The sequence below is a fragment of the Vibrio sp. CUB2 genome (assembly GCF_001557945.1).
Lineage (GTDB): Bacteria > Pseudomonadota > Gammaproteobacteria > Enterobacterales > Vibrionaceae > Vibrio > Vibrio owensii.
Genome location: NZ_LNRB01000001.1, coordinates 449,829 through 475,536, shown reverse-complemented (window position 1 = coordinate 475,536; position 25,708 = coordinate 449,829). Strand labels below are relative to the sequence as shown.

General features: G+C 44.3%; 21 protein-coding genes. 9 read left to right on the top strand and 12 right to left on the bottom strand.

Annotated elements, in window-relative coordinates; all coding sequences use genetic code 11:
- Nucleotides 1-8 precede the first annotated feature (8 nt).
- From ATB78_RS02130 to ATB78_RS02110, 5 genes are all read right to left on the bottom strand, one after another.
- Complete coding sequence (locus ATB78_RS02130; protein WP_061007697.1) at nt 9-1,955, bottom strand: hypothetical protein; 1,947 nt, start codon at nt 1,953-1,955, stop codon at nt 9-11.
- Nucleotides 1,952-3,625, bottom strand: a complete 1,674-nt coding sequence (locus ATB78_RS02125) for a hypothetical protein (RefSeq protein ID WP_240537357.1) — start codon at nt 3,623-3,625, stop codon at nt 1,952-1,954. Before ATB78_RS02125 ends, ATB78_RS02130 begins: the two co-directional genes overlap by 4 nt.
- A gap of 347 nt (nt 3,626-3,972) precedes the next feature.
- A complete protein-coding gene (locus ATB78_RS02120; protein ID WP_061007696.1) occupies nt 3,973-4,983 on the bottom strand; it encodes a hypothetical protein in 1,011 nt (336 codons plus the stop codon).
- The gene (locus ATB78_RS02115) at nt 4,984-9,369 is read right to left on the bottom strand and encodes a PAAR-like domain-containing protein (protein WP_061007695.1); all 4,386 of its coding nucleotides are present in this window, start codon (nt 9,367-9,369) and stop codon (nt 4,984-4,986) included.
- Nucleotides 9,370-9,386: 17 nt separating this feature from the next.
- Nucleotides 9,387-9,839: a hypothetical protein gene (locus tag ATB78_RS02110; protein WP_021018079.1), complete on the bottom strand. Its 453-nt coding sequence runs from the start codon at nt 9,837-9,839 to the stop codon at nt 9,387-9,389.
- A 580-nt stretch (nt 9,840-10,419) separates the two neighbouring features.
- Here ATB78_RS02110 and ATB78_RS02105 point away from each other — a divergent pair.
- From ATB78_RS02105 to ATB78_RS02065, 9 genes are all read left to right on the top strand, one after another.
- The gene (locus ATB78_RS02105) at nt 10,420-10,662 is read left to right on the top strand and encodes a helix-turn-helix domain-containing protein (RefSeq protein ID WP_061007694.1); all 243 of its coding nucleotides are present in this window, start codon (nt 10,420-10,422) and stop codon (nt 10,660-10,662) included.
- A 279-nt stretch (nt 10,663-10,941) separates the two neighbouring features.
- On the top strand, nt 10,942-11,535 hold the full coding sequence (locus ATB78_RS02100; RefSeq protein WP_061007693.1) for a tyrosine-type recombinase/integrase: 594 nt from the start codon (nt 10,942-10,944) through the stop codon (nt 11,533-11,535).
- 188 nt (nt 11,536-11,723) lie between these two features.
- Complete coding sequence (locus ATB78_RS02095) at nt 11,724-12,128, top strand: DUF6088 family protein (protein WP_061007692.1); 405 nt, start codon at nt 11,724-11,726, stop codon at nt 12,126-12,128.
- A 1-nt stretch (nt 12,129) separates the two neighbouring features.
- Nucleotides 12,130-13,071: a nucleotidyl transferase AbiEii/AbiGii toxin family protein gene (locus ATB78_RS02090; protein ID WP_061007691.1), complete on the top strand. Its 942-nt coding sequence runs from the start codon at nt 12,130-12,132 to the stop codon at nt 13,069-13,071.
- Between the two features lie 19 nt (nt 13,072-13,090).
- Nucleotides 13,091-14,608: a type I restriction-modification system subunit M gene (locus ATB78_RS02085; protein ID WP_061007690.1), complete on the top strand. Its 1,518-nt coding sequence runs from the start codon at nt 13,091-13,093 to the stop codon at nt 14,606-14,608.
- Entirely contained in the window at nt 14,598-15,749 is a 1,152-nt protein-coding gene (locus tag ATB78_RS02080; RefSeq protein ID WP_061007689.1) for a restriction endonuclease subunit S, read from the top strand. Before ATB78_RS02085 ends, ATB78_RS02080 begins: the two co-directional genes overlap by 11 nt.
- A 65-nt stretch (nt 15,750-15,814) precedes the next feature.
- Entirely contained in the window at nt 15,815-16,651 is an 837-nt protein-coding gene (locus ATB78_RS02075; protein WP_061007688.1) for a hypothetical protein, read from the top strand.
- A 42-nt stretch (nt 16,652-16,693) separates the two neighbouring features.
- Nucleotides 16,694-19,999, top strand: coding sequence for an HsdR family type I site-specific deoxyribonuclease (locus tag ATB78_RS02070; RefSeq protein ID WP_061007687.1), 3,306 nt, complete (start codon nt 16,694-16,696; stop codon nt 19,997-19,999).
- Between the two features lie 2 nt (nt 20,000-20,001).
- Entirely contained in the window at nt 20,002-20,778 is a 777-nt protein-coding gene (locus ATB78_RS02065; protein WP_061007686.1) for a SprT family zinc-dependent metalloprotease, read from the top strand.
- A 134-nt stretch (nt 20,779-20,912) separates the two neighbouring features.
- Here the strand turns inward: ATB78_RS02065 and ATB78_RS02060 are convergent, their stop codons facing one another.
- From ATB78_RS02060 to ATB78_RS02035, 7 genes are all read right to left on the bottom strand, one after another.
- The gene (locus ATB78_RS02060) at nt 20,913-21,692 is read right to left on the bottom strand and encodes a tyrosine-type recombinase/integrase (protein WP_240537356.1); all 780 of its coding nucleotides are present in this window, start codon (nt 21,690-21,692) and stop codon (nt 20,913-20,915) included.
- Nucleotides 21,693-21,734: 42 nt separating this feature from the next.
- Entirely contained in the window at nt 21,735-22,091 is a 357-nt protein-coding gene (locus ATB78_RS30040) for a hypothetical protein (RefSeq protein ID WP_240537355.1), read from the bottom strand.
- Nucleotides 22,092-22,254: 163 nt separating this feature from the next.
- Nucleotides 22,255-22,557, bottom strand: a complete 303-nt coding sequence (locus ATB78_RS02055) for a PTS glucose/sucrose transporter subunit IIB (RefSeq protein WP_009706509.1) — start codon at nt 22,555-22,557, stop codon at nt 22,255-22,257.
- A gap of 178 nt (nt 22,558-22,735) precedes the next feature.
- Complete coding sequence (locus ATB78_RS02050; RefSeq protein WP_061007685.1) at nt 22,736-23,203, bottom strand: copper chaperone PCu(A)C; 468 nt, start codon at nt 23,201-23,203, stop codon at nt 22,736-22,738.
- Nucleotides 23,193-23,804, bottom strand: coding sequence for an SCO family protein (locus tag ATB78_RS02045; RefSeq protein ID WP_009706507.1), 612 nt, complete (start codon nt 23,802-23,804; stop codon nt 23,193-23,195). Before ATB78_RS02045 ends, ATB78_RS02050 begins: the two co-directional genes overlap by 11 nt.
- Nucleotides 23,805-23,813: 9 nt before the next feature.
- Complete coding sequence (locus tag ATB78_RS02040) at nt 23,814-24,239, bottom strand: hypothetical protein (RefSeq protein WP_005437869.1); 426 nt, start codon at nt 24,237-24,239, stop codon at nt 23,814-23,816.
- A gap of 184 nt (nt 24,240-24,423) precedes the next feature.
- Nucleotides 24,424-25,341: a DUF368 domain-containing protein gene (locus ATB78_RS02035; RefSeq protein ID WP_005437870.1), complete on the bottom strand. Its 918-nt coding sequence runs from the start codon at nt 25,339-25,341 to the stop codon at nt 24,424-24,426.
- Between the last annotated feature and the right edge of the window lie 367 nt (nt 25,342-25,708).

Sequence of the window (25,708 nt, the reverse complement as noted above, 5' to 3'; positions counted from 1 at the left end):
TACAGCATTCAGTCTAATGATGATATTGACTTAATTTGATTATTGTTACTCAATTCATTTTTCATGGCTGCATAGTCATAACCCAAATCGGTGAGAACCTTCTCTACACGCACTAAGCCGTCCTGAGCAGCCTTCTTACCAGCATCACCAATGTCATCGAGGTCAACAAGTTCAAGCTGTTGAATTAACATACCTTCCCAATGTTTGACGTTTCGTTCATCCACGATCCCGTGGTCGCATTCATCACAACCTCCACCCATACAGCCATCATCGTCATTGGTACACCAACCAATGCCTGTTGAGCGAATTGGCAGCTTCATTGCACGAGCCATTTCCTTATGGCTGCCATAGATTTTAATGTTTTCCTCATTTGACCTGAACTCTTTGATTTTCTCTGCCACTGCACCGCCTGTAATTGGATGGTCTAAATTGAAAAAATCCGAAAATATTTCTTCTTCTACGAACAGCTTTTCACGTAGGAGTTCTTCAAACAGTTCTTGGTCTAAATCATCATTTGCAGCATAGAGGGCGGTCATCGTGATTGACCAGTGCTTAAAGTGCTCTTTCAGCGCTCGTAAATCACCAAGTTCGCTGTGCACAACGTAGTTTGCAAAGGTGCGCCTTAGTTGGTGGGCGGTTAAGTTCCAATCAACGCCTGCCATTGCGCAGAGGTTTTTTAGCCTAAGTCCAGTAATAGTCGTACCTGATGGTATGGTAATTGGAGCGCCTTTCTTGCGAGGACTCTTGGCTAAAATCAGGTGATTATTAATCTCGCTTAGACGCGCTATTTCCTTATAATTGCCCTGACTTTTCGCTTCTTTCAATTCTGCTTCGAGCTTGGCTTGATAGGGCTTTGAATAGCGCTCTAAAATCTTAATCGCATCAATCGCTATTTTAGGTGCTATCCATTCCGTCTCGCCTGTATGGGTTTTATCCGAGCGAGACTGAATGTAGTAAAACGTTTCCTCGTCTTTCGTTTCTGTGCGGTAGTTTCTGCCACCTTTCCCACGCAGTGAACGCTTGATATTCAAGGCTTCGTGGATACGCATTCCTGTAGTAAACAAAAGCCAGAAGATGCAGCTATCTCTGAGTAAGAGTAAGGCGTCATTGAAATCATTTAGCTTATCAAATTCATCAGAAATACTTTGCAGGTATTCGCGTTTTTGTGTCGGTTGATCTCTCACACTTTTAGCTGTTGGCTCAAAAGCGTCAAGTTTATCGCGTAGGTTTAACAATTCCGTTGCTCGGTCTAGATAGCCCTTAGTGTAAGTCGCCAGTGGCTTTAGCACCTCATCGGGGATGATTAGGGTTTTACCTTCTGCTGTTTTTCGAGGGGCTCCTTCGCCAAGCGCTCCTGCTTGCTCATGAGCACTTGAGCTTATCCAAGGATGCCCCTTAACCCAAGCAAACATTCTGCCGTGGCGATATATCGCTTCCAGTGAGAAATACCTTGGCATTTTTGAAGTTGGCTTTAGGGGTTGCAACTCGCCTTTACGTTTAACCATTACCCCATCGACATACTGAACATATTCCTGAGCCAGAAAGGCATCAAAATCCCGCTGAGAGCGAAGTGGCTCGGACTCTACCCACGTTAGAAATGACCGAACATGCTTGCAAGCCACTGCCAAAGAACTACCTCTTAACCCCATTTGGCGCTTCGACCACATCACCCATTTCGCCAGTGATTTCAGAGTATGACTTTGGATTGAGCTGAACCTTAGGATATGTTCACTAAGCCTAGCACTTTTAGTGAACTCTTCAGGTGTCAACTCCCATTCATCTTCTTCAAATCGAGCGTACACAAGGCACTGACCATCTTCGAGGGTGGTGTAGGCAACGACGCCCGTTAACGCCTCAATTTGTACCTGTGTTGGGTTGTTGCCCAGCATTTCTAGCGTGGGGCATTTTTGCTTTTCTAGCTCTTTTGCGCTTAGCGTATTCTGGACATTTATCATTTTCCAACCCTCAACATGTCTAAGTTTTTCCAGTAGGGATGCGGTGTTTTTCTTGCTTTTTCTTTCATGGTTTGAACTTGTGGCAGCGCATTTAATTCAATGCATCGCGGCTCTATATGCTCGTCAATCACTCTCAGAATGTCTTTGAGATACTTTTTCCAGTTCTTGCGACCAAAGCTATCCCTGTTGCGAATAATCGCCCAGTAGAAACTGTAGAGTTTCCAAAGGTCGTCCAGCGTGATAACAAAAGATTTACAGCGGAAGCACGCCAAAAAATCAGTACATATTCTCCCATCCTTGGGCGCTCTATCACCATACTTGGTGTCCTTACATGTACCCATTGGCGTTTTTTCTTCGTCCTCATTCAAGATATTGACCACTCTGATTTCAGCGGCACGACCAAGATTCTTTCTTGCCTCTTCTGGCGCTCGCAGGTAATGGTCTGTGGTACTTTGGTGTTGATGCCTCGCAGCGTGTGCTGCCGCGACTAAATCCTCGCCTGACAGCTCGTATATGCCATTCACAAAGGTTTTGCGGATGCGACTTGCATTCACCGTGATTGGGTTGCCATCTTCATCTTTTAGGTTGTACTCCTTAATCAATGATTCTGTGTAGTAATAAAGCACATTTTCCGACAGTGAGGTGGCTGTTCCAGCGGTACGATTACGAGTAGAGGTATAGGTGAGCAATAAATCCGTGTTTAGCGCTTCTCTGCTTGAGGCATTGAGTTTAGTGACGGTTTCAATAAGCAGCGCCACATCCAATTTAACGCCCTGAATAATATCAACTTCTTCACTCTTGCGTAAATTGTGTAACTGAGTTGAACTCCCCCGACGTTTAAAGACGGTCAACAATCGTCTGTTTGCCTTCAATGGGTGCTCAGACAAGGCGTTCACCGACATTTCCAAAAGAGGTCTGGTATTAATCCCTGTTTGCATCGCTATCGCCAAAACCACTACCGTCAACTCATACGCTGTCAATGGCGCTTCTCGATCTTTATTGATGATAGGTGGAATGGCTTGCTTTAAGGTAATAACAAGTTGTTTTCTCTCATGCTGAGTGAAGGGACTTGCGCCGCCACCGCCACGTTGGTTTGATTTTGGGTAGGGGTTGGGTTTAAAACAGCTTCTCACGTACTCAGGTGAGGCATCCCAATACCCTTGGGTTTTCATCGCATGTAAAAGTGATTTTACCAAGGTGTAGTGATTTTTTTGACTAGTGTAGGATAGATTGCCATCGCCATTTTTTTTCTTAAGCGTCTTTAAGTGGATACGAAAGTTGTCCATTAGCTCTACTGATATATCTGCTTGAGATAAATCATGATCTTTATGCTGACGATAAAGCGGAAGGTAGCCTGCTAGAATCTTAAATCCATCATATGAATAAGCTAGAATAGTCTTTTGAGAGCTTCCACTTGAGATGGCAGAGTCCAGCAAGGCTTTAGTTGTGTAATAGGCACGATTAACCAGATCATCAAACCCCTGACCATAAAAGGGTGCAAAGTCGAAACTATACCCATTGCCACCTTTCGACCCCAAGGCAGGAAAATTCACTACCGCACTGATGGGTCGAACAACTTCTAGATTGTCAGTACCCTGAATTGTGTCTTCCTTTACGTGCGGCAATACGAACTTATCTAGGTCGATCTTGCGTGATTTTTTCTTCGGCACAATAGTGTCCTTTGATTTTTGTAACTTTATACACAATAGGTTGCTTTGAATGTTGTTACAAGTTTCTTTTTTTGTTTTTGTCAGAGGACAACGTTTGATCGCTTTTGGGCTGTATCAAGTCAGATGAGAAAGTCACAGTCAGATGGGAAAGTCAGCTAAAACACCTTTGCCCCTTTATTGTTTTCGAACATGACGACACGTGTGGCTATTGTCTATACACGCCACACATGTCCATAATGTTAAGTGTGAATTTATATTTAGGTATTGCGAATATATATTCTGGAGGGTAAATAAAGGTAAGTTAGTCCTGCTGCACTAACTTACCTTAACGAGATTATTCTCAAACCTCAAATCGCATGACCTCTCACTCGGTTCGTTTGGTAGTGGGATACGAGATCATCTTGAGCTGCGAGGGCCGCTTCAACACGCTGTTCAAAGTTATCCGGCTTTTTATCCTTGCGTAAGAAGTATTTTGCTGGCTCCCTTGTAAATGACTCACCTGTAATCACAGCTTCTTTGCCATGCTCCATAAACGCTAAGATTTGAGCTAATGGGTAAGTCATATCACTCTCTCGATGAAAAGAAAGCTTTCCGATATCAATGCCCACGATTCCCATCGGTCGGTAGCCTGTCAGGTTTTTGTTCTCAAACTGCAATACGATATTTAAACCAAGGTGATTTTCTAATATCCCCATTTTGTCAAATGACGCCGCGCCAACCCTTCCATGTCGCCACGAGTAGACAATTTGTCTGTTTCGATCAAAGTAAACTTCCGCGTCTTGAGGTTTCAGCAAGAAAAGCAACCACATACCTAAAGATAAAGCGCCCATGAAAGAAAAAAGGCCAATACCGAAAAGGAAATGATCTAGCTCTCCAAGTTGCTTAAGCGCTCTCATGTGTGTAAACAATGACACATCACCGTCTTGCTCAAAATAGATGCTGTAGCCTTTAATGGCATTATCAGCGAGAGCTATCCCCCGCCGAAAAATATCCTCTTCTTCTTTATCCCCTTCCTTTTGAGCGTCGGAAAGGTAGCTTATGTATCTGGCTTTGTTTTCACTATAACTTTCGATCATACGCCCTGCCTGAGCCTTGTGAGCTTCAAAATCATATTGGTAGCTAGAGTCGTAGATAAAATACAGGGTCAACACGGTTAGCATCAGCATCCATGGCACGACAATGGTATTACGGCGAGTATGATAGCCAGTCCTTAACGTCAACAGGTTATCATTGACCCTCATAAAAGGTTCGAGTGGGTCTTCCATCGGAACAACGATCACTTCTGCTCGAAATTGCGCCCACCACTTTGAAAAAGGTTGCGCTTTTGTTGTGAATATTCCTTTAGAGCCGCGATTCATTTATTTTCCCCAAGGTGTAGTGTTTGGTTTTTCATCAAGCATGCCTATTTGACTCGTGCTTATGTAGCCGCTGTTGGTTAAATAGCGTTTTGGCACCACTGTGTTTGGTGTCGGTTCGTAACACCAGATCAGACGAGCCGGATGCGAAAACTCGACATTAACCGTGACATGCAGACCGTCTTCTTTGGCGATACATAACGTCCTATCTTCAAATGCCGCCGCCAACGCGATCCTGAAATTTTCGGTCATGGCCTTATCGGGCTCAGGTACTGAATAAGCCGCGTATTTGGCATCATCCAATTCACGATAAATCGAGCCATGCAGTTGAGATACGTTCATTTTAAAATCCGGCAAGACGAATACGTAACTGAGCTTGTATCGATACGGCTCTGAGCCATATGGACGAATACTGCTGTCCACGATAGTGAGTTTGGGCGCGTAAAAATAGTTTAAAAACTCCTGAGACTCGATGTTCAATGCCGCATCAAAGTATTTAATGTTATCAGATGTCACAGCCTTGTTGTTATTAGATGCCACAGCGGTGATAACATCCAGCCTCTCTTGAATAGTATTAATGTCTTCTTGCTTTTTAAAATCACTCCAAAACGGATAATACTCACTTGTTCCCCAGAAAGAGCTGTAGAGCAAGTTTTCGAAACTATTTTTGCCATATCGGCCAATCTGATATGCACTAAATAAAAGTCCTGTAAGACCAACGGCGAGCAATACGGCTCCAACAGGGCCCCCGATGGCCGAAAATGCAACCAATAGACTGGAGACGCCACCGGTCAGATAGCCCAGAGAAGCTTGTTTATTGCCTGACCTATAACTAGTAAAAACATCCCAGAAGTAAACAAATGACATTGCCACGTTTGCACCGACAACAAGTCCTTTTATCGGCGCTGCCGATAGACGCGTATCTAAACGCTGACTGTAAGCTTGTAAACTGCGCACTCCGAGCTTTTCAGCTAACTGCTTACTCATATTCGGTAACTGCTTTTGAAGAGCAAGAAGTGCCCTCTCAGCCTCACGTGCTGCAATATTTACTCCCTTAGCACTGTACTGACTGAGAGTAATACTGTCTGCGGTGATCGCCGCGAGCGTGGACAACATTTTCACCGCACGATACGCATATTCTTTGTCATCATTGACGGGGTCGAGTGTATCGAATTGTGTTTGAGCCAAAAGATCATTGATGGTATTCACATTTGCTTGATACGACCAATAGGTCAGCCCTAAACCTGCACTTTCTTGTGCGAAATGGAGAAGTGTTTTGGTAGGAAGCCTATCGGCCAGCTTTTTGAGCCATTCAGGCGCTGATGCTGTTGGCTCTGCTTCTAGTAATTCGAAAATACGTTGCTCTGATTGGTTTGCTTTCATTTCAGACCAATTGAGCAGCTTTTCGCCAAATTGCACTTTTGATTTGATTGAGCTTTTTTGACCCGTTTGTTTATCGATTAAGTTTTCGATGTCATCGAGCGCCATGTTGAGTCGATTCCCCGTAAACCGAACCCCTAATAAGGCATCAAATAATGATGGTAAGGTTGCTCTATAAAAGCACTCTAACCCAGAATTTCCCAGTAACTTAGTGCCATAAGTGAACTCAGCTTGTATACGAGCCAAGTAATTGCCTATCGAAGTTAATACTGGCGGAACAGCATGATGCCAATTTATTTGATCTTGAGGCTGAAGAAATACGATCTGAACGGCCTTTAAAGAAATTCCCCACACCTTATCTAATGGGGTGAGTTCTTCTGTATGAAAGGCTTCACCAACCCATCTATCCATGTTTTCAATGCCTTCTTCACTTGCGGTCACGCCTTCAAAAAGCGATCCAAGAAGGAGCAGCAATTTACCCATCTCAGCAGCAGGATCGATAATGCCTTGCTGACGAATATCAAAGTAGTGTCTTAGATAACAAGTAAGCGAACCAACCTCATCTTCAGCGCCTTGACCTGCAACAAAATAGTCCATTAGAGCGAGCAATGTCTTACGTTCTTTCTTCTTATTATGGATTTCTCTTTGGTAAGCTTTCAAAAATATTGGGAGCCTTTCCGTATTAAGGTTTTCCTCTGCTGCTTTCTTGACTTCTGGAATATCGCTTTCAAGGCATGACTGTGCGTACTGACCAATCGTCAAAGGGTATTTGTTGACATTGACATAGGCTTGTTGCTCAGCGACATTTTTCGAGATAACTTTTGAGATATCACGTTGACGACCAACTGGGTCAAACAAAGCCACCAAAGCGCCATCTTTATGCTCGCTATGGCTTTTTTGCATGGTTTCTACAATACCTTCAGCCGTAAGGTGATAACTTAGTGTGGAGGTCGCCAAGTCAAGGCCATGGGGCATCGGCTTCGCGCTGTCTTTGTCTGCCAACCACTTTTCATTGTTATTGCGATAATCTTCCACCAAGGTGCTGAGGTTATCTTGTGTAGCCGCTTGGCTAAATTCGGTTTGTTGCGCAGTCAAATCCACTTGCTGCATCGCTTTTTTGCGCAACTCTTCATCGTTGTTCATGTTATCAATGATGGCGGCAGACCATTCGTGCTCAGAGTAAACGATGGAAATCTTTTTCGCTTTTGGCGTCACAAACGCAAAAGGATAGAAGGTGGAACCCGATGAGGTATCGAGTGTTAATCCCTCTTGAGCGTTTTCTTCATTGGTGAAATAGTATTTCTCAAACTTTTCAATCACGCCTGTCGCGGTTTGGGTTTGCGCATATTTGAAGATGTGAAAAGGCGCGGTCTCTTCTTCGCTCTCTTCTTTGATGTACAACCAGCCCTCGCGTAGAAGGCGAAGCAGATAGCCGCCGGTGTCTTTCAGCCCGGTAGCTCCGCTCATTTCTAACATGCTCGGCGGAGCTTGCGCTGGCATCAATTCGTCAAAGAAATTCGCGTAGCCATAACGCACCGGATAAATCGGAATGACATTCTCAATCACACCAGCCACTTCGTTCATGAATGGCTCGACCGTGTCGATGGTTTTCGTGGTGTTGACAACGGCTTCAATCGATTCACTCTCAATCGAGTGCAAGTCGTCTGCCGCTTTGATGACCTTTACGTTATCTGTGTTCGCCAGAAGCTCGCTGGCTTTGGTTTGCATTTTACTGAACACACCTGAGATGAGGTCGGGTAGTAGCTTCATGTACGAGCTTAACGTATCGATGTGCTTATCGAACACATCCTCAGACAGGTATGCGTATTGCAGTTTGCTGGCTTCATCACGTAAGAAGGTTAACCGACTTTTCAGCTTGTTAAGCAGCGCGTCGAGTTCACTATTGATGCTCTTTTCTGCTGCTTGCCAATCGTAGTCAGCCAAATAGGTTTGTGGGTTGCCTTTACCTCGCGCACGCATGTACGCCAGCATTCGGTCAGTGGTCTCATGCGGGGCTAACCTCAGCAGTACCGACAGTAGTTCTCCTTCTTCTAGAACTTGAGGCAGGGTGTAAGCGAGCAGCGATTCGGTGGTATGCGGCAAGGGTTGATCAAGGTTGCCAATGAGTGCATCACAGGTCTTTGATACATCGAATGTTGTATCTGGGTGATAATGGGTAAAGTGCTGAATGACCTCGGCACTGACCATGTCTTGGAAATAGCGATCGCTACTCAACGTTTGCCCAATACTGCCCCAAGCCGTGCCAACGGTCTCAATTCTGGTTGGCTGCCAAAAGCCGCGTTGACCTTTGGAAGCGATATTGAAAAAATCATCATCCGATTGGCTGTCTAGATGGCGAGGGTTATCGCGACGAACCGGAGTCACCACAAACGGGTCTTGACTCTCTTCGACCAGCAGTTTGACCTTGCCACCTTTGAGCGGGTCGGCATCACTGCGCCCTTTATCATCCAAAGTGGCTTCATATACCGTCGAACCTTGCTCATCACTGAGTTTAAATGGCGCATTCACCAGTCTTTGACCATTTGGATGACGTACGCAAACGTCCATGATAAAGGTCTCTTCAAGATCTTCTTCGACCGAGAAAGATGGGTTCTGTACGCCAAAACACATGGTATTGCCATTGTTCATGGTCATTTGATCACTCTGGCGCGCCACTCCTTTTCCTTCGATAAGAACATTCGGAGAAGACGTCACAAACTGCGCTTCTCCTTCAATGGTTCCTGAACTCACGCCTTTTTTATCGCCAGCGGCATCACCTGTACTTTTTGAGAACTTACTGCCTTGTAGTGCAATACTATTGCCACCATCGGCAGTAACACTGGTTGAGCCGTCCACCAAATCGGCGGATTTAGCGTTATTGCCGTACGGAATAGGAACGACAGGCTTTCCGACTTTGGTTAAACAGACGTCCGGCACAGACGCATTCGCTTCACCGCCTGAGCCTTTATGTACAATACTCAGCCCATTAGCGCCGATGGTTGATGCCATAATTTTTTCCTTTTCAATCAGTTTAAGCGCACTTTGGTCGCTTGAATTTTTTGTAGCTTATCTGCCGATGTATTGATGTTTTGGGCGGTGGTTTTAACCGTGCCACTTTTCGCCGTCATTGATACTTGAGTCTCCCCTGAGCGTAGGACGACACTTTCATCGCCTTGAACAACCATGTTTTTGGCTCGGAGTATCAATAGGTCTTCCTCTAGTAGAGAGGTGAAGATGTCAACAAGGATAGGAAGGCTAAGATCGCCATCCATAAAGTTGATTTGACAGTTCAATTGGTTATCAATAGCGAGATCTATGTCAGAAGCTTTAAACGCTCGGCCTATGACTGCCCATATAGGCTGACCGATTGGATTCCCGTGAAAATTGACTTTAACGCGAGATTTATCTGAGTGAACTTCATAGACTTTACCGATTCGTGGATAGACCTCTTTTGAAGCATCAGGTTGCGACGATTTCATTGCTGTTTCCATAAAACAAATAACTTTGGATTTTAACAATCGAAATGAATCAAGGCGCTTATTCTTTATGCGGTGAAAAAGTGATTCGCGGTAGTGAATTGCACGATATTTCCTTTTCAAAGCACTTTTAGGGCTTTTAAAGCGAAGGAAGGGTTCGTTATTTTGTGATTTTAACCTTGCACGTCAGACCTTGTAAAAGTGTGACTCAGGTAACAATAAGGCTATTAGCTATCGCGGTAAGAGAAATCATCTTAATCTATGGCACGGATGAGCACTCTGCCTACAAAGGCTGTGATCTTACTCTCATCCCAATTAACAAAAGATTTAGGGAACTTTCCTGTTAATTCGGACTCCGAGCTTATTCATTTTCTATACAGATGCGCTTAATTCATGAGCTTTGACGGATACTTCGAAAAAATACAGCGAAAAATAAACGCTGCGAGCTCATTAGAGGCACTTGTAGTCTGGCGAAAAAGGATCAACATTGGTAATTCTGGTTTGCCTTACAAAACCCAACAAGGGCGCTTAGTCGCACATTGCTATACATCGTTCAAAGAAGAAAAAAGTAAGAGGAAAAAGTATGACGACCTTAATAACGAAGGATGAGGTGGTTCAATGTGTGAAACAAGAGCTTGAATTGACAGGCATTGCAGATAAAAAGCATGCAGCGCCCGATCTCAGCCAATTACTACCAGAAGTGAAGTGCACGATTGTCGAAGTGCTCTTGCTGCATACCCGAGGCAATCAGGCTCAGGCCGCACGAATGCTTGGAATGAATCGTGCTACATTGCGAAAGATATATAAACAAAGCCTTAAACGATGAATGCTACCTATTAGCAAGAAGCGGCTTTTGCAAATCCTGCCAATCGCTGCATTAGAATGGTACAAAAGCCGCCAAAGAGAACAAAACGTCCTCTATTCTTCCTCAAGGTGCCTCATCGAAAGTCTTGGACGGATTTTAAAAAGGCACCAAGAAGGGGAGCGAGACTAGAGTAGCCACAACCAACCGTCAAGCATCTTCTTAATTACCAGCACCACTTCTTCTGTATACCACCCACTAACCTTACTAAGGCCACTTCTAAACTTAGACTGGAGGTCAATTATGTGGACGAAGAAAGGTCATCTAACTGGGCAGAAAAAGCCTTTCAAGCTTGAAGACATATGGCGAATTCGTACTCGGCTCGAAATCGAAGAAAACATCATGGAACTCGCCTTGCTGAATCTCGCCATAGATTGCAAGTTACGATCATGCGATTTACTTAGAATGAAAGTGAGAGACATATCCTCTGGCGGTGTTATTCAAGACCGTGTGCTCTACAGTCAAAGTAAAACGGGGCGAGAGGTGCAGTTTGAGATCACTTCCCGTACAGCACAATCGTTAGCACAGTGGATCATGAAAAGCCAAATTACCGCGTCAGATTACGTGTTTCCTAGTTCCAGAAAGCAGGGTAAATCCATGAGCTATAGCCGTTATCTTAAAATCATTCGTCGTTGGGCAGCAAAACTTGGCTACGACTCATATCAGTATGGTACTCACTCAATGCGTCGAACGAAAGCAACACTCATTTATGCACGGACAAAGAACATACGTGCGGTTCAATTATTGCTCGGACACGTAAAACTCGACAATACCATTCGCTATCTTGGTGTTGAAATAGAAGATGCATTAAAGATCTCTGAGAATACCGATTCTTGAACTAGGTCAGCATTTGCTATTGGCAATGGCTGAATTAGAATATCGTCACTTAAAGTTATTTATTTACATTAACTTATTTGTTTTTAGGTGTATGGCGATGCCGTTTTTCTTCGTTCTGTCATGCCGTATCTATTCCTTGAATGTACACGGTCAGTTATACTGCTGTTATTGTACGTAAGGAGGTTCAAATGACAGCAGTAGACCGCATTTGTCAAAAGATAAAGCGTTCAAGACGTTATGTATTTGAACGCAAAGACTTTGATGGATTTGCAAGTTACGACCAAATAGGTCGGGCACTTAGGCAGCTTGTGCAGCAAGGGGAACTAATGAAGCTTGGTTATGGTTTGTATACCAAAGCAAGAATCAATAGCCTCACAGGTAAGCCCATGCCCACCAATCCAGGTGGTACCGATGCCCTTATGCGAGAAATTCTTAAAATGAAAGGCGTTGATTTTGAGATGGATAGTCTATCGCTACAAAGTCTTTCAGGTTCAAGCACCCAAATTCCATCTTCTATTCAGTATTCATGGGACCCAAAACAGTTTAATCGCAAACTGGTGGTCGGTAGCCGTGTGCTGAACTTACCAAGTTAGTATGAACACACTAAAACAACAGTTCCTTGAGGTTTCCGATGCGCTTGAGCTCGGAAACCCAGCCATTATTGAAAAAGATTACTGGGTCGTTGCTTTACTGGCTGAGCTAGCGAAAGTTTGTCCTGAGCATCATCAAATGGTCTTTTCTGGCGGCACTGCGTTGGCGAAATCAAACGTTAAAATTCTAAGAATGTCGGAAGATGTGGATATAAAACTCATCCCCAACCCAGCATTTGATGAACTGAGTCGAGCAAAAAAGAAAGCCGCGAGAAAGGCATGTGTTAATGAGATTGAACAGGCGATCACCCAGTCAGAGCTATTTACCGTTGAAGAGCGTTCTGTGCGAGATGAGTACCGCTACGTCGAGTTTGAACTTAAATACCCGCAGCAGTTTAGTCAAGCGCCCTGCCTGCGCCCCATCATCAAGTTAGAGTTAATCGAAACCATTCCATTACTGGATGTGGAGTCGCGCAGCATTCAATCTCTGGTAGCAGAGTTGTACCAACAACCACAAGAAGTGAGTGCATTTGATTGCGTCTCTATCCATGCCACATTGGTTGAAAAAATTATTTCAATGCTGCGCCGTACAATGTCGGTAAAACGCAATACGGAGCGAACCGATGATGTTGCTTTAGTTCGCCATATCTACGATGTGCACTGCATAACAAAGCTCTCAATACCTAAACTCAACGGGATTGTCGGCCTATTCAAAGCGGTATTGGAAGAAGATATTGTCCGCTTTGGCAATCAACATGCCGAGTTTGTTGCCAACCCCAAACAAGAACTGCTACTTGGCCTTAAAGAGCTTGAGGAGAACCCAGTTTTCCGCCAACGCTTTCAGGACTTTGTCACGCCAATGGTGTTTAACACCGAACCCCATGATTTTGATACCTGCTTTGCCTCATTTAAACGCATTGCAGCATCGCTAATTGAAAAAATTTAACGCTATTCGAGATAACTTAATGCCAAACTCTACTATCAACCAAGATGAAATCAACAAAGCCGTCTGGTCGGCGTGCGATACGTTCCGTGGCACCGTAGACCCATCCATCTACAAAGACTTCATCTTGACCATGCTGTTCTTAAAATACATCTCAGATGTACGCCAAGACAAAGTAGAAGAACTTACTACCCAGTTCGCTGGTAACACCGATATGGTTGAAGCGATGCTGGCGAGCCAATCATTCAAAATTCCAGCAGGTTCAACTTTCTGGGACTTGTACGAGGCCCGTTTTGAAGCAGGTAATGGCTCTCGTATTGACCAAGCGCTGCACGCGATTGAAGAAGCCAACGGCACCAAATTAAAAGGCGTATTCCAAGACATCAGCTTCAACACCGATAAACTGGGTGATGAGAAGCAAAAGAACGACATACTACGCCATTTATTGGAAGACTTTGGTAAGCCAACCCTAAACCTACGTCCAAGCCGTGTTGGTTCGCTGGATGTGATTGGTAACGCTTACGAATACCTGATCAAACACTTTGCCGCAGGTAGCGGAAAATCGGCAGGTGAATTCTACACCCCACCAGAGGTATCGGATCTGCTTTCTATCATCCTAGAGCCACAACAAGGCGACAGTATTTGTGACCCAGCGTGTGGTTCAGGCTCGCTATTGATGAAATGTGGTAAGCAAGTTCAAAAGAACTTTGGCGGCTCTAAGCAGTATGCCCTGTTTGGTCAAGAAGCGATTGGCTCTACATGGTCACTGGCAAAAATGAACATGTTCCTGCATGGCGAAGACAACCACCGCATTGAATGGGGCGACACCATTCGTAACCCTAAGCTTCAAGATACTAACGGTGGCTTACTGCACTTTGACGTAGTAACCGCAAACCCGCCGTTCTCGTTAGATAAATGGGGACATGAAGACGCAGAAAGTGATCACTTTGGTCGTTTTCGTCGTGGTGTGCCACCAAAAACCAAAGGTGACTACGCATTCATTTCGCATATGATTGAAACTCTAAAACCAGAGACTGGTCGTATGGGCGTGGTTGTGCCTCATGGCGTGCTATTCCGTGCATCGAGTGAAGGCAAAATTCGCCAACAATTGATTGAAGAAAACTTGCTAGATGCTGTGATTGGCTTACCTGAAAAACTGTTCTTTGGTACAGGCATTCCAGCGGCAATCTTGATCTTCAAGAAGAAAAAAGACACCAAGGATGTGATGTTCATTGATGCTTCGCGTGAGTTTAAGTCTGGCAAAAACCAGAACGTTCTGACGGCAGAAAACATCGACAAGATCGTCAAGACCTATCGCAGCGGCGACAACGTGGATAAATACGCGTATGTGGCAACCCTTGATGAGATCCGTGAGAACGACTACAACCTGAATATCCCTCGTTACGTCGATACCTTTGAAGAAGAAGCGGAAATCGATTTGATGGCAGTGCGCAATGAGCGTTTGGCGCTGCAAACTAAACTAGCTGACCTAGAAGCAGAAATGGCGAGCTACCTAGAGGAGTTGGGTTATGGTGCCTAATGGTTGGAGCAAGCAACAGATTTCTGACATTTGTACTCTTCAAAATGGAAATAGCTTTAAGCCGCATCAGTGGGATACGAAAGGCCTACCAATCATTCGTATCCAAAATTTGAATGGTAGCGAAAACTTCAACTATTACTCTGGTGAAGTAAACGAAAAGTGGTTAGTAGAAACAGGACAATTGTTGTTTTCATGGGCTGGCACTAAAGGGGTATCTTTCGGGCCATTCATCTGGAAAAAAGAACGTGGTGTGTTGAACCAACATATTTATAAGGTTTATGCACAAGATCAAGTTGATCAAGATTGGCTCTATGAATCATTGAGATGGGTTACCAATAAGATTGAAGCTCAAGCACATGGTTTTAAAGCCACTCTTTTACATGTTCAAAAGAAAGACATTGATAATCAACCAATACTTGTCCCCCCACTCCCAGAACAACGCAAAATCGCCCAAGTCCTTTCGACATGGGATCGCGGCATTGCAACCACTGAAAAGCTGATTGATGCCAGCAAGCAGCAGAAAAAAGCCTTAATGCAGCAGTTGTTGACGGGTAAAAAGCGTTTGGTTGATCCTGAAACGGGTAAAGCGTTTGAGGGGGAGTGGGAAAATACTCATCTTTCAAATATCGCTTCGATTAAAAAAGGAAAAGCCCTAAGCGCTAAAAACCTTGTAGCTGGTAGTTACCCTGTTATTGCAGGTGGTAAAAGTAGTCCATATTCACATGTCGATTTTACTCATGAAAATGTTATTACAGTCAGTGCAAGTGGAGCTTACGCTGGATATGTGTCATACCACCCTTACAAAATATGGGCATCTGATTGTTCAGTCGTAACAGCAAAACCTGCCAATTATCTTGGGTTTATTTTTCAATGGTTACAACTAAACCAAATACGCATTTACTCTATGCAAAGTGGCGGAGCACAACCGCATATTTACCCTAAAGATCTTGAAGTAATGAAGTTGCGAGTACCTAAAATTGAAGAACAGCAAAAAATTGCCTCAGTTCTCACCGCTGCCGATAAAGAAATCGAGTTGTTAGAAGCCAAGCTTGTGCTCTTCAAGCAAGAGAAAAAGGCGTTGATGCAGCAGTTGTTGACGGGTAAGCGTCGCGTGCGAGTTGCGGAAACCGAAGTCGCTTAATCCACTCTCTAAACCTATGTGATGCACTGCCTCACATAGGTTTACTAAAAGCTAGGTAATACACAATGTTAGTTTTCAACTGTACTAAAGCCGCTGCGGACTTCTTCACAGTTAAACGTAATGGCAAAAAAGTCTCTCCATTGGAAGCGCCGCCAACGGATTCTATCAGTAATTCTGAACCAGTAGATGCGTTCAGCACCCAACCACCGATGAGTGCTTGGCTGGTTCATGCGGTAAACGTTCAACGAAAGAAAGTACTGATTGCCATGCACGTTGAAACTCGTTATTCCATGGTGTTTGTTAGCATTCAAAAAGGGGATTGGCTCGAGTTCACTAATCAACTACTTGAAAGACTATTTAACAACATGCAGTTCTTTGGTGAAGAGTTCGAGATGTGCGATGAAGAGAGCTTTGAAGAGATGTTCAATGAGTTCATCAAACTTCATCCTAAGCCTTACTTTTGCCAACGCGGTGACCGCAGCGTACAAAGTCATATCAATGATGTTGCTTGGCAGTTTGAAGACCAAGTTTACCAAGCGGGTTCTCTACCTGAAGGGCATGAGCAGTCAGCAAGCTTTGATGAGTGGATTAACAGTTTAATTCGCTCGACCAAGCAGAAAAAAGATCACTTTCATCCCGATGAAGAGATGTTCATTGATTGGATGCAAACTTATAGTGAGTTGGGCGACAACGAGGACAAACTGATCCGCCAGTTATTTAGTTCTCTACGCCGACAGATGATGCACGCCGAAATGGTTAAGCATGGGATTCCCGATGACAGCTATCTGGAGGAGATGAATGCCGAACTTAACCAAGCGATGAATGAATACTACGAAGGAATTGGCAGCATTCCTAATAACGTTATCGATTTCAATCAGGCCAAAAGTCGTAAGCACCATTAAATACAAAAAAATTAGAACGAATCGACAAATTAAGAGATAGCAATGTCAGGCAACTTACCCAACTTCCGTGAAGAGCAAAGTGCAAAAATCCCTGCACTAACTTTGCTTACAAACCTTGGCTACCAATTTATTCCACCAAGTGAATGTATGGTGATGCGTGGTAACAAAACCACGGTGATTTTGCCGCAGGTGTTACGCAAGGTACTAAGCTTCAAAACCTATTCATTCATGGGTAAAGAACGCCATTTATCGCAAGCTGCGATGGATAAAATCGTACAAGAGCTGGCTAACCCTGCGATGAATGAAGGGCTTAAAGCCGCCAATGAAAAGCTCTATAACGCCTTAACCTACGGCATTAGCGTCACTGAGTTTGTTGAGGGTAAAAAAGCCAACCCAACCATTCAAATCATCGATTGGGACACGCCTGAAAACAACCAATTCCATTTCACCGAAGAGATGGAAGTCGATAACGCCCGTGGCACAGGTAAACGCATTCCTGATGTGGTCTGTTTCGTTAATGGCTTGCCTTGGGTGGTAATAGAAGCAAAACGCCCTGATAGCAGCATCAATGGCAAACCCACCATCACCGAAGGTATTTCGCAAAACATCCGCAACCAAAAAGTAGATGAAATTCCTCATCTGTTTGCTTACAGCCAACTGTTGTTATCCATCAATGGTCATGATGGTTTATACGGTGCATGCGGCACACCTGAGAAGTTCTGGGCGAAATGGAAAGAAGAAGAAATCACCGAAAGCACCTTTGAACGCCTTAAGAACACGCCACTGAATGACGCGCAACTGAATGCGATTTTCAGCCATCGTACGCCAGCAACCAAAGATGAATATCTATCACTGATTGCAGGCGGTGATTTGGTGGTGACAGATCAAGATCGCTTGTTAGTATCCTTGCTGCGCCATGACCGTTTACTAGAACTAACCCGCCTGTTTACCCTGTTTGATAAAAAAGCAGGCAAGATTGTTGCGCGTTATCAGCAAGTGTTTGGTATCAAAGCCTTAGTGGAGCGCATCACCTCTTTTGATGAGAAGGGAGCACGTAACGGCGGTGTGATCTGGCATACCACAGGTTCAGGCAAATCATTCACGATGGTGTTTTTGTCAAAAGCACTGATTTGGCTAAAAGAGTTAGCGAAATGTCGCGTTGTGGTTGTGACTGACCGTGTGGATTTAGAAGATCAGCTTGCTCGCACCTTTGCCTCTGGCGGCGCACTGTCAGATAAAGACAAAAAAGAGGCAATGGCAACCACAGGTAAACGCCTTGCTGAGCAAATCGGTAAAGGCAATGAGCGCATCATCTTCTCGATCATCAACAAGTTTGGTACGGCGATTAACCTACCTGAATGCTACAACGATAGCCCTGACATTATCGTATTAGTGGATGAAGGACACCGTAGCCAAAACGGTGAAAACAACATCCGAATGCAGCAAGCCTTGCCAAAAGCGGCTTATATCGGTTTCACAGGTACGCCTCTACTGCAAGACGATAAAACCGAGAACAAATTCGGTAAGATCATTCACTCATACACCATGCAGCAAGCCGTCGAAGATGGCACCGTTACGCCGCTGTTGTACGAAGAGCGTATTCCTGATCTGAGCACCAACGATAAAGCCATTGATACATGGTTTAACCGTATTACCGATACCCTATCGGAAAAGCAACGTGCAGACTTAAAACGCAAGTTTGCGCAAAAAGGTCAGATCTACCAAACCGAAGGGCGCTTAGAGCTAATTGCGCACGACATTTCTGATCACTTTCAAAACTTTAAGCAGCAAGGTTTGAAAGGACAACTGGCATGTGATTCTAAAGCCTCTGCAATCCGCTATAAGAAGCTGCTCGATCAAATCGGTAAAGTCACTTCTGTGGTTGCGATGTCGCCACCTGATACCCGTGAGGGACACGATAGCGTCGATAGTGAAAGCACCGATTTGGTGCAAAATTGGTGGAAAGAGAACGTCGCACAGAAAGGCTGGAGCGATGAAAAAGCCTACACCAAGCACATCATCCAAGAATTTGAAAAGGATGAAGGCCCCGACATTATGATCGTGGTCGATAAGCTATTAACAGGCTTTGATGAGCCTAAAAACACAGTGCTCTATATCGACAAGCCATTAAAGCAGCACAACCTTATTCAAGCCATTGCGCGTGTTAACCGCCTACACAGCAAAAAGCAGTTCGGTTATTTGATTGATTACCGTGGCATCTTACGTGAATTGGATACCACTATTGAGAAATACCAAGATTTAGCTGAGCGTACCCAAGGCGGCTTTGATATCGATGATCTCAAAGGTTTGTATAACCGCATGGACACCGAATACAAGAAGTTGCCAGGTTTGTATGATGACCTATGGGCAATTTTTTCTGGTGTGAAGAACAAGCAAGATGGACAAGCACTGCGTCAAGCTTTGGCACCTAAAATTGATACGATTGATGGTCAACTGACAGATACCAACTTAAAGCTGCGTAATGATTTTTATGATGCGCTGACTGCGTTTGCTAACTGCTTAAAAGTAGCTCTGCAATCGGCTACTTACTTTGAAGATAAGAGCTTTGATGATAAGCGTCAGCTTTATAAAAACACGTTGAAATCCATGAGCCAACTGCGTCAACAAGTACGTGCAGATGCAGAGGAAACCGTGGACTACGACGAGTATTCGGAAAATATTCGCGCCATGTTAGACAAGCACATTGCAGGTGTGTCGATTGAAGAGCCAGAAGGCGCTTATCTGGTTGGCAACATGGGTAAAGATGCCAAACCAGAGCAAATGACCGATGATGAAGCCAATAACAAAAAGGATGTCATCACAGGTCGTGTAACCAAGATGATTGAGCAAGATTTGGCGGATGATCCGTATGCGCAAGAGTATTTCTCAAACTTGTTAAAGCAAGCTATCGAGAAAACCAAGGAGATGTTTGACAGCCCTGTAAAACAGTACCTTCTGTTTGCAGATTTCGAGCAGCAGGTTAAAGATCGAGAGGTAGCTGGAATGCCGACCGATCGCTTCGCAGAACTTGACCCTAAAATAAAACGCCATGTTCAAGCTTACTATGGTCTGTTCTTAAAACATGGGTTGCTAAAAGAAAATGGGGGAGAGCCGTTACCTCTAACCGAAGAGCAATGCTTTCAATATGCGTTAGACATTGATGGCATTGTGCGTAAGGCGGTTGCCGAGTTTTCAATTAACCCATCAGAGATTGAAAACCAGATCCGTTTAGGACTGCTGCCACTGCTGTTTAATGATGTTGGTATCGACAAAGCGCAAGCCATTATCACAGATGTCATTCAGATCACCCGTCTTGGCCTGTCTGGTAACAATAAGTCAGGTCACTAAGCATGACTTCGGTTAATCATCAAGAAGGCAATACAGAGGAATACAGCTTCATCTATGGTGATGAAGCTGTTACCTATGAGGTGATCCGCAAGGTATTTGCTGAAGACAAGAAAAAGAAAATCACCATCCGAGTGCATCCAGATTGCCGAGTCGCTGTCACTGCGCCTCAAGATGCTGAAAAATCAGCAATCCATGAGGCGGTCATGCAACGCGCTCAATGGATTTGGAATGCACTGGTCGAGTTCCGATCTCATTTAGAATATGTGCAAACCAAGCACTACGTGAGTGGTGAGATGCAATTCTATCTAGGCCGCCGCTATGTGTTAAAGGTGGTTGAAGACCAAGATGCCACTTCCAGCGTGAAGATGGAACGAGGTAAGCTGTTAGTCACGCTTAACCGCTTTAACGAAGATAAGCCAAAGCTCGTCAAAGCACTGGTATCTGGTTGGTATGGCGTTCGTGCAGAACGGGTTTTCCACGAACGTTTGGCTGAGCTTTTACCGCAGGCTACGTGGGTAGAGGGCATCCCTTCATTTCGCATTATGCCGATGCAAAAACAATGGGGAAGCTGTTCAGCCAAAGGCACATTGATGCTCAACCCTCATCTGATTAAAGCGCCTAAAGAGTGCATTGATTACGTGATCTTACATGAGCTTTGCCACATCGCGGAATACAACCATAGTGAACGCTTCTGGCGCTTATTAACCAGCGTGATGCCTCAGTGGAAAGAAGTGAAAAGCAAGCTCGATGGTATGGCGGAATTGTATTTGAATGAATAAGGATGACTGAATGAGATGTCCTACTTGTGAAAAACAAATTGGCTGGGATTGGCTCGAAGATGAGTGTATTGAACCCAATGAAGAATTTGAGTGCCCTCATTGTGGTGAAACTATATTGGCTTACGACATGTTTATTATGCGCATAACTCTTGAACAGAAATTTCATTGATTTGGTCTTGATATTCCAGCGCCAAATCGTCCATCAAGTCATTCACGATTTCGAGGTATATCATAGTGGTAGTGATGCTTGAATGCCCAAGCCTTCTCTGTAGATACATCAGCGGTTCAAATTTGCCTTGCTTACGCTCTTGCAAACCCTTTAGCGTGTGACATGCGTAGGAATGACGCAATTTGTGAGGGTTTACCTTAAAATCTAACCCTAAATCATTCAGAGCCTTATTGAAGCCAGAGCCTAGCGCCCATTCTTTATTGTCATTTGTGTTGAGGAATAACAAATCACTCTGGAATACAGGGTTGCCTTTTTTATCTGTACCGTGTGACATCACTTGCTCGTGGCGAGTGGTTTGAGTGTAATTCCACAGGTCTTTCATAAGGCGGTGAGGAATGTGTATGACACGCTCTTTTTCACCCTTGGTTCGGTTAATTTCAACCCTGTAGATGGCTCTACCTTCTACTGGTTTACGCATCAGGTTCAAGGGAAACAGGAGTAACTCTTTCTTTCGAATTCCTGTCTGTAGACAGAGCCTTGTCATGAGTTTGACTACTGGGTTTTTGATGGCACTTAAAAGTTCCTGCACTTCTTCTTTTGACAGGAATTTTGGAAGCTTTTTAGGCGTGTTTAGCATGATGTCAGGGCTTTGAACTTCGCCAGAATCATTCTTGGTGTGTGCAAGAAAGTGATTCTTGTTTTTGCTTGTTTTAATACTAACCAGTGAGTAAGGAAGTTCTGACACCCAACCTTGACCAACCGCAAATTGATAGAAGCGCACAATGGTTCAGAGGTGTTGACTTACAGAGTTAGCCTTCATCCCGTCATCAAGGCAGGCATCACGGTAGACAGCTAGAATCATTTCAGTAATGCCATCATCGGCAATATCAGTCCAATCCAGCCCATTATCCTCAATGAAGGTGAAGAAACTTACTAGGTGTGCCGCATAGGTCTTCCATGACTCTCTACTATTAATTCTTCCATTTTTAATTAACAAAAATTCTAAGAACTGATGACCTTCACAAAAGAGAGCGCCTGACTCAGTACCAATATCTTCATTTGTGTGAGACCAAAGCAACAGAGGGAAGTTAGGATATACCAAACCCTTGATCTTAAATTCTGATGTGGAACTAACTGAAATCATATAATGTGCACCTTCAATATGTGATCGTTATGAGTTAGGTATTAATCACTATATATCATATGTTACAGTTAGTCCTATATTTAACATCATATTTCCTCTTAGTTGGTGAGTTAACGGCCGGAGTATAGCGGCTGTGATTCGATTCTTACAACTCCTTTGCGTTTTATATGTGTTTTATTCGACGTTCTTCCATCTCTTGTGAATAGGTATTGGCTTTTACGCCGTAGATGATTTGGATATGTCGCTCATCGATGATCACCACGCCATGTGCTCCGTGTGCTTTCAATGCTTTTTGATTCACGATTGCAGTGTCTTTTAGTGTGAGGCGTAGCCTTGTCGCACAAGCTCCGGTTTCCACCAAATTATCCATGCCACCGATAGCGTCAATGATGGTGTCGACATCTTGTTCCAGATTTGGATTTACGTGCGTCAGCATTTTGAAGATGCGAGAAAGGGCTTTTAACATCGCGAGAAACTCGTTTGGCAGCAAAGCCTTGTTTATATCTCAGCTGCGGCTGTTTCGCTCTGATTTAGGACACAAAATCATGCATTGATAGCTTGGCGAATACTGCTTAGAGAAAAGAGAGGGGAATAAAAAAGCTCCTCACGTTGGAGGAGCTTTGAATCGATGAAGTGAAGAAGCATTAATGATGATGTTCGTGCTTTTTCATTCCTGCCATGACTTTTTTGACTGGTGCGGTAAAGCTTTGCTTTTGGCCGTTGTCGTAAGTCACTGTCACCTCGATTTCGTCGCCTTCATTAAGCGGCTTTTTAAGGTCGAATAGCATGATATGCAGGCTGCCCGGTTTTAGCTCGGTAGTCTCTTTTGCCGCTAGCGTGATGTGGTCTACCTGACGCATCTTCATCATATCGCCTTCTTTAATCACATCGTGCAGCTCGACTTTGCCTGCCGCTGGGGTTTCTGCTGCAACGATATTGATGTCTTCTTGGCTTCGGTTAGCAAAGGTAACAAACACAGCGCTTGTCACAGCACCTGGCGCCATGGCTCGTGCATACGGCTCGTGTGGCATTACATTGAGGTTTGCTTGTGCCAAAGGGCTTAGAAGTAGGGCGGAGAGGGCTAACGTTTTGATTGCATGCTTAGCTTTCATTGGTTTTTCCTTCTGCAGTCAGTTTGGTTATCGCCTCGACAATTGGCGCAGGCGTTAAGGTGTGTGGCACTTTAGTGATGAGTGTGCCGTCAGGCTTCAAGAAGTAAAAGTAAGAGCTGTGGTCGAGAGTGTATTTTAGCTCTGAGCCTTCTAGCTCCGTTTTACGGAAAATGACACCGTACTTGTGAGCAAGTGGGGTGGTCACATCAAGTGGCGCTGACAGACCTTCAATCATAGGGTGGAAGTAGTGGGCGTACTTGGCGGATGCATCTGCTTCGTCGCGTTCTGGATCAAGCGAGATGAACATCGGGCGCAACTGTGCTTTTTGCGCATCGTCGATTTGATTGAGTGCGCCTGCTAGCATGGCTAATGAGGTCGGACACACGTCTGGGCAACGCGTAAAGCCAAAGTAAACAATGCGAATGCGATCATCGCTGGTATCGAAGATATCGACAGGTTTATCACCTTCACCGAACAACACGCTTTGTTCGGTCGCGACTTGCTGTTTTTTCTCTACGTCTTTTTGTCCATCTAGATACGTTTTGGTACCAAAGCCGAGGACAAAAGCAACCACGAGAAAGAGAGACCAATTACGGCTCATATCAATTCCTTATCTTTGCATTTTGAGGGCTGGGTAGATGGTGTCTTTACCGTCGGAAAGCTCACCAACCCACGTCATCGAATCTTGTGTACAAACGGGCAATGTCACATCGCCCACGAATTTACCCGGCGCCACTTTCTTCAGCATGAATTTTGGCTCGCCCATTTCCATTTCTCGACCAACCAAACTTAATACAAGTTGATCCGCTTCGCTGTCTTGCCATTCGACTTCGAGCTGAGCGGGGATCAGAGGTTGAGCAGTATCGACGCTAAGCGTCATCGCAACATCATGTTGGATGCAAGGTTCAGTAGAGAGGAAACAGTATTCATCGAGCGACTTAGGCTCGGGTGCTGAAGAGAAGTTTTTGATCAGGGTAGGCGCGTAAAAGCCAGCAACCAGTGCAACGGCTATCCCTGCGATTTGTAACACTTTCATTAAGATTCAGTATTTATCACTTAACATTGTGTGCATCCTAGCACAGATGGAATGTACGAAAACTCGTAACTTCAACAAATTGTGCACTATCCCCATCTATTTGAAACCTATTGTTTGTAAAGCGTAAATAAAAAAAGCGGAGCCAATGGCTCCGCTTCTTAAATGATGGAATTGTGGTTTTGATTTACTTGTTTGAATCCGCAAACTTTTCTAAACCAAGTACCAGAGCAATAGCTGCTAGCATCATGATCACAGCTAACACCAGTTGCGATGGTTGAGACGTGATGTGCTCAAACTCAAACGGTGACAGGTTTTGCTCTAGCAATGGCACTTGCTCGCCTTTTGAGTTCGTACGCCATGTTAGCGTCTCTTTCCAAGGCCAGATCTTTGGTAGCGTACCGATCATCAAGCCTGTTAGGAACATCAACGTTAAATCGCGGAACTTGCGCAGTAACCAAGATAACAGGTGAGAGAAAGACAATAGACCAGCCACACAGCCAACAAGGAACAAGGCAAGGATATCAATTTGAAACCCTTTCACTGCGCCTAGCACAGGAGCGTACATACCGATCAACAGCAAAATAAAGCTGCCTGAGATGCCCGGTAGAATCATTGCACAAATCGCAATCGCACCTGCAAGAATGGTGTTGATTGCAGTTGGCTCCATGTGAAGTGGTTTGAGTACCGTGATGCTGTAGGCAAAGCCAATACCAATCAAGAGGGCAACAAAGCGAATCGCATCGCGTTTCTCTACTTGGCGAATGATGTGATAGACCGACACCAAAATCAGGCCGAAGAAGAAAGACCAAATTGGAATCGGGTGAGTTTCTAATAGCCAACTGATCAGTTTTGCCAATGTTGCGATACTAGTGAAAATGCCCGCAAACAGTGAAATCAGGAAGAAGCCGTTAATATGGTTAAATGCGGCTTTGAAGCCATCTTTTTTCCAAATCGAGAAAAGTGATGGGTTAATACGTCGAATGCTTTCTAGCAGCGTGTCGTAAATGCCCGTAATGAATGCAATGGTGCCGCCTGATACGCCAGGGACAACATCGGCTGCACCCATGGCCATTCCTTTAAAGTAGGTGATTAGATAGTTCATTTCTCAAGTACTAAGTCATGTTGATGGCAGTGAGTATACAAACATTGATGTCAAAAAAGTATGAAATAGTGTTTCGGAAGATATCGAAATGATTGCTTATCAGAGAAACAGAAGAGCTTTAGTGATTTCCTACAAATAAAAACAGGGCGATAAACGAGATTTGTTGGGGTGAATAGAGTGAAATATAAATCGCTCAACACTGTCTAAATTAACCTAATTAAACAATAAATCTCGTGAATCTGGCTAATTGATGATTTATTTATCACTTATGTGACTAGATTGCGTCTTGCAACTGCGTTTTGCATTCTGGCTTTGCATAATGCAAAAATTAAGGCTGTAACAAGATTTGATATGAGATCTTGTGCCC

Coding starts and splice junctions, on each gene's coding strand:
- ATB78_RS02120 (WP_061007696.1), bottom strand. CDS start 4,983: ATGAATCGCGGCTCTAAAGGAATATTCACAACAAAAGCGCAACCTTTT.
- ATB78_RS02090 (WP_061007691.1), top strand. CDS start 12,130: ATGAACACACTAAAACAACAGTTCCTTGAGGTTTCCGATGCGCTTGAG.
- ATB78_RS02075 (WP_061007688.1), top strand. CDS start 15,815: ATGTTAGTTTTCAACTGTACTAAAGCCGCTGCGGACTTCTTCACAGTT.
- ATB78_RS02080 (WP_061007689.1), top strand. CDS start 14,598: ATGGTGCCTAATGGTTGGAGCAAGCAACAGATTTCTGACATTTGTACT.
- ATB78_RS02045 (WP_009706507.1), bottom strand. CDS start 23,804: ATGAGCCGTAATTGGTCTCTCTTTCTCGTGGTTGCTTTTGTCCTCGGC.
- ATB78_RS02085 (WP_061007690.1), top strand. CDS start 13,091: ATGCCAAACTCTACTATCAACCAAGATGAAATCAACAAAGCCGTCTGG.
- ATB78_RS02065 (WP_061007686.1), top strand. CDS start 20,002: ATGACTTCGGTTAATCATCAAGAAGGCAATACAGAGGAATACAGCTTC.
- ATB78_RS02100 (WP_061007693.1), top strand. CDS start 10,942: ATGTGGACGAAGAAAGGTCATCTAACTGGGCAGAAAAAGCCTTTCAAG.
- ATB78_RS02110 (WP_021018079.1), bottom strand. CDS start 9,839: ATGAAATCGTCGCAACCTGATGCTTCAAAAGAGGTCTATCCACGAATC.
- ATB78_RS02105 (WP_061007694.1), top strand. CDS start 10,420: ATGACGACCTTAATAACGAAGGATGAGGTGGTTCAATGTGTGAAACAA.
- ATB78_RS30040 (WP_240537355.1), bottom strand. CDS start 22,091: ATGATTTCAGTTAGTTCCACATCAGAATTTAAGATCAAGGGTTTGGTA.
- ATB78_RS02055 (WP_009706509.1), bottom strand. CDS start 22,557: ATGTTAAAAGCCCTTTCTCGCATCTTCAAAATGCTGACGCACGTAAAT.
- ATB78_RS02040 (WP_005437869.1), bottom strand. CDS start 24,239: ATGAAAGTGTTACAAATCGCAGGGATAGCCGTTGCACTGGTTGCTGGC.
- ATB78_RS02115 (WP_061007695.1), bottom strand. CDS start 9,369: ATGGCATCAACCATCGGCGCTAATGGGCTGAGTATTGTACATAAAGGC.
- ATB78_RS02130 (WP_061007697.1), bottom strand. CDS start 1,955: ATGATAAATGTCCAGAATACGCTAAGCGCAAAAGAGCTAGAAAAGCAA.
- ATB78_RS02095 (WP_061007692.1), top strand. CDS start 11,724: ATGACAGCAGTAGACCGCATTTGTCAAAAGATAAAGCGTTCAAGACGT.
- ATB78_RS02035 (WP_005437870.1), bottom strand. CDS start 25,341: ATGAACTATCTAATCACCTACTTTAAAGGAATGGCCATGGGTGCAGCC.
- ATB78_RS02070 (WP_061007687.1), top strand. CDS start 16,694: ATGTCAGGCAACTTACCCAACTTCCGTGAAGAGCAAAGTGCAAAAATC.
- ATB78_RS02050 (WP_061007685.1), bottom strand. CDS start 23,203: ATGAAAGCTAAGCATGCAATCAAAACGTTAGCCCTCTCCGCCCTACTT.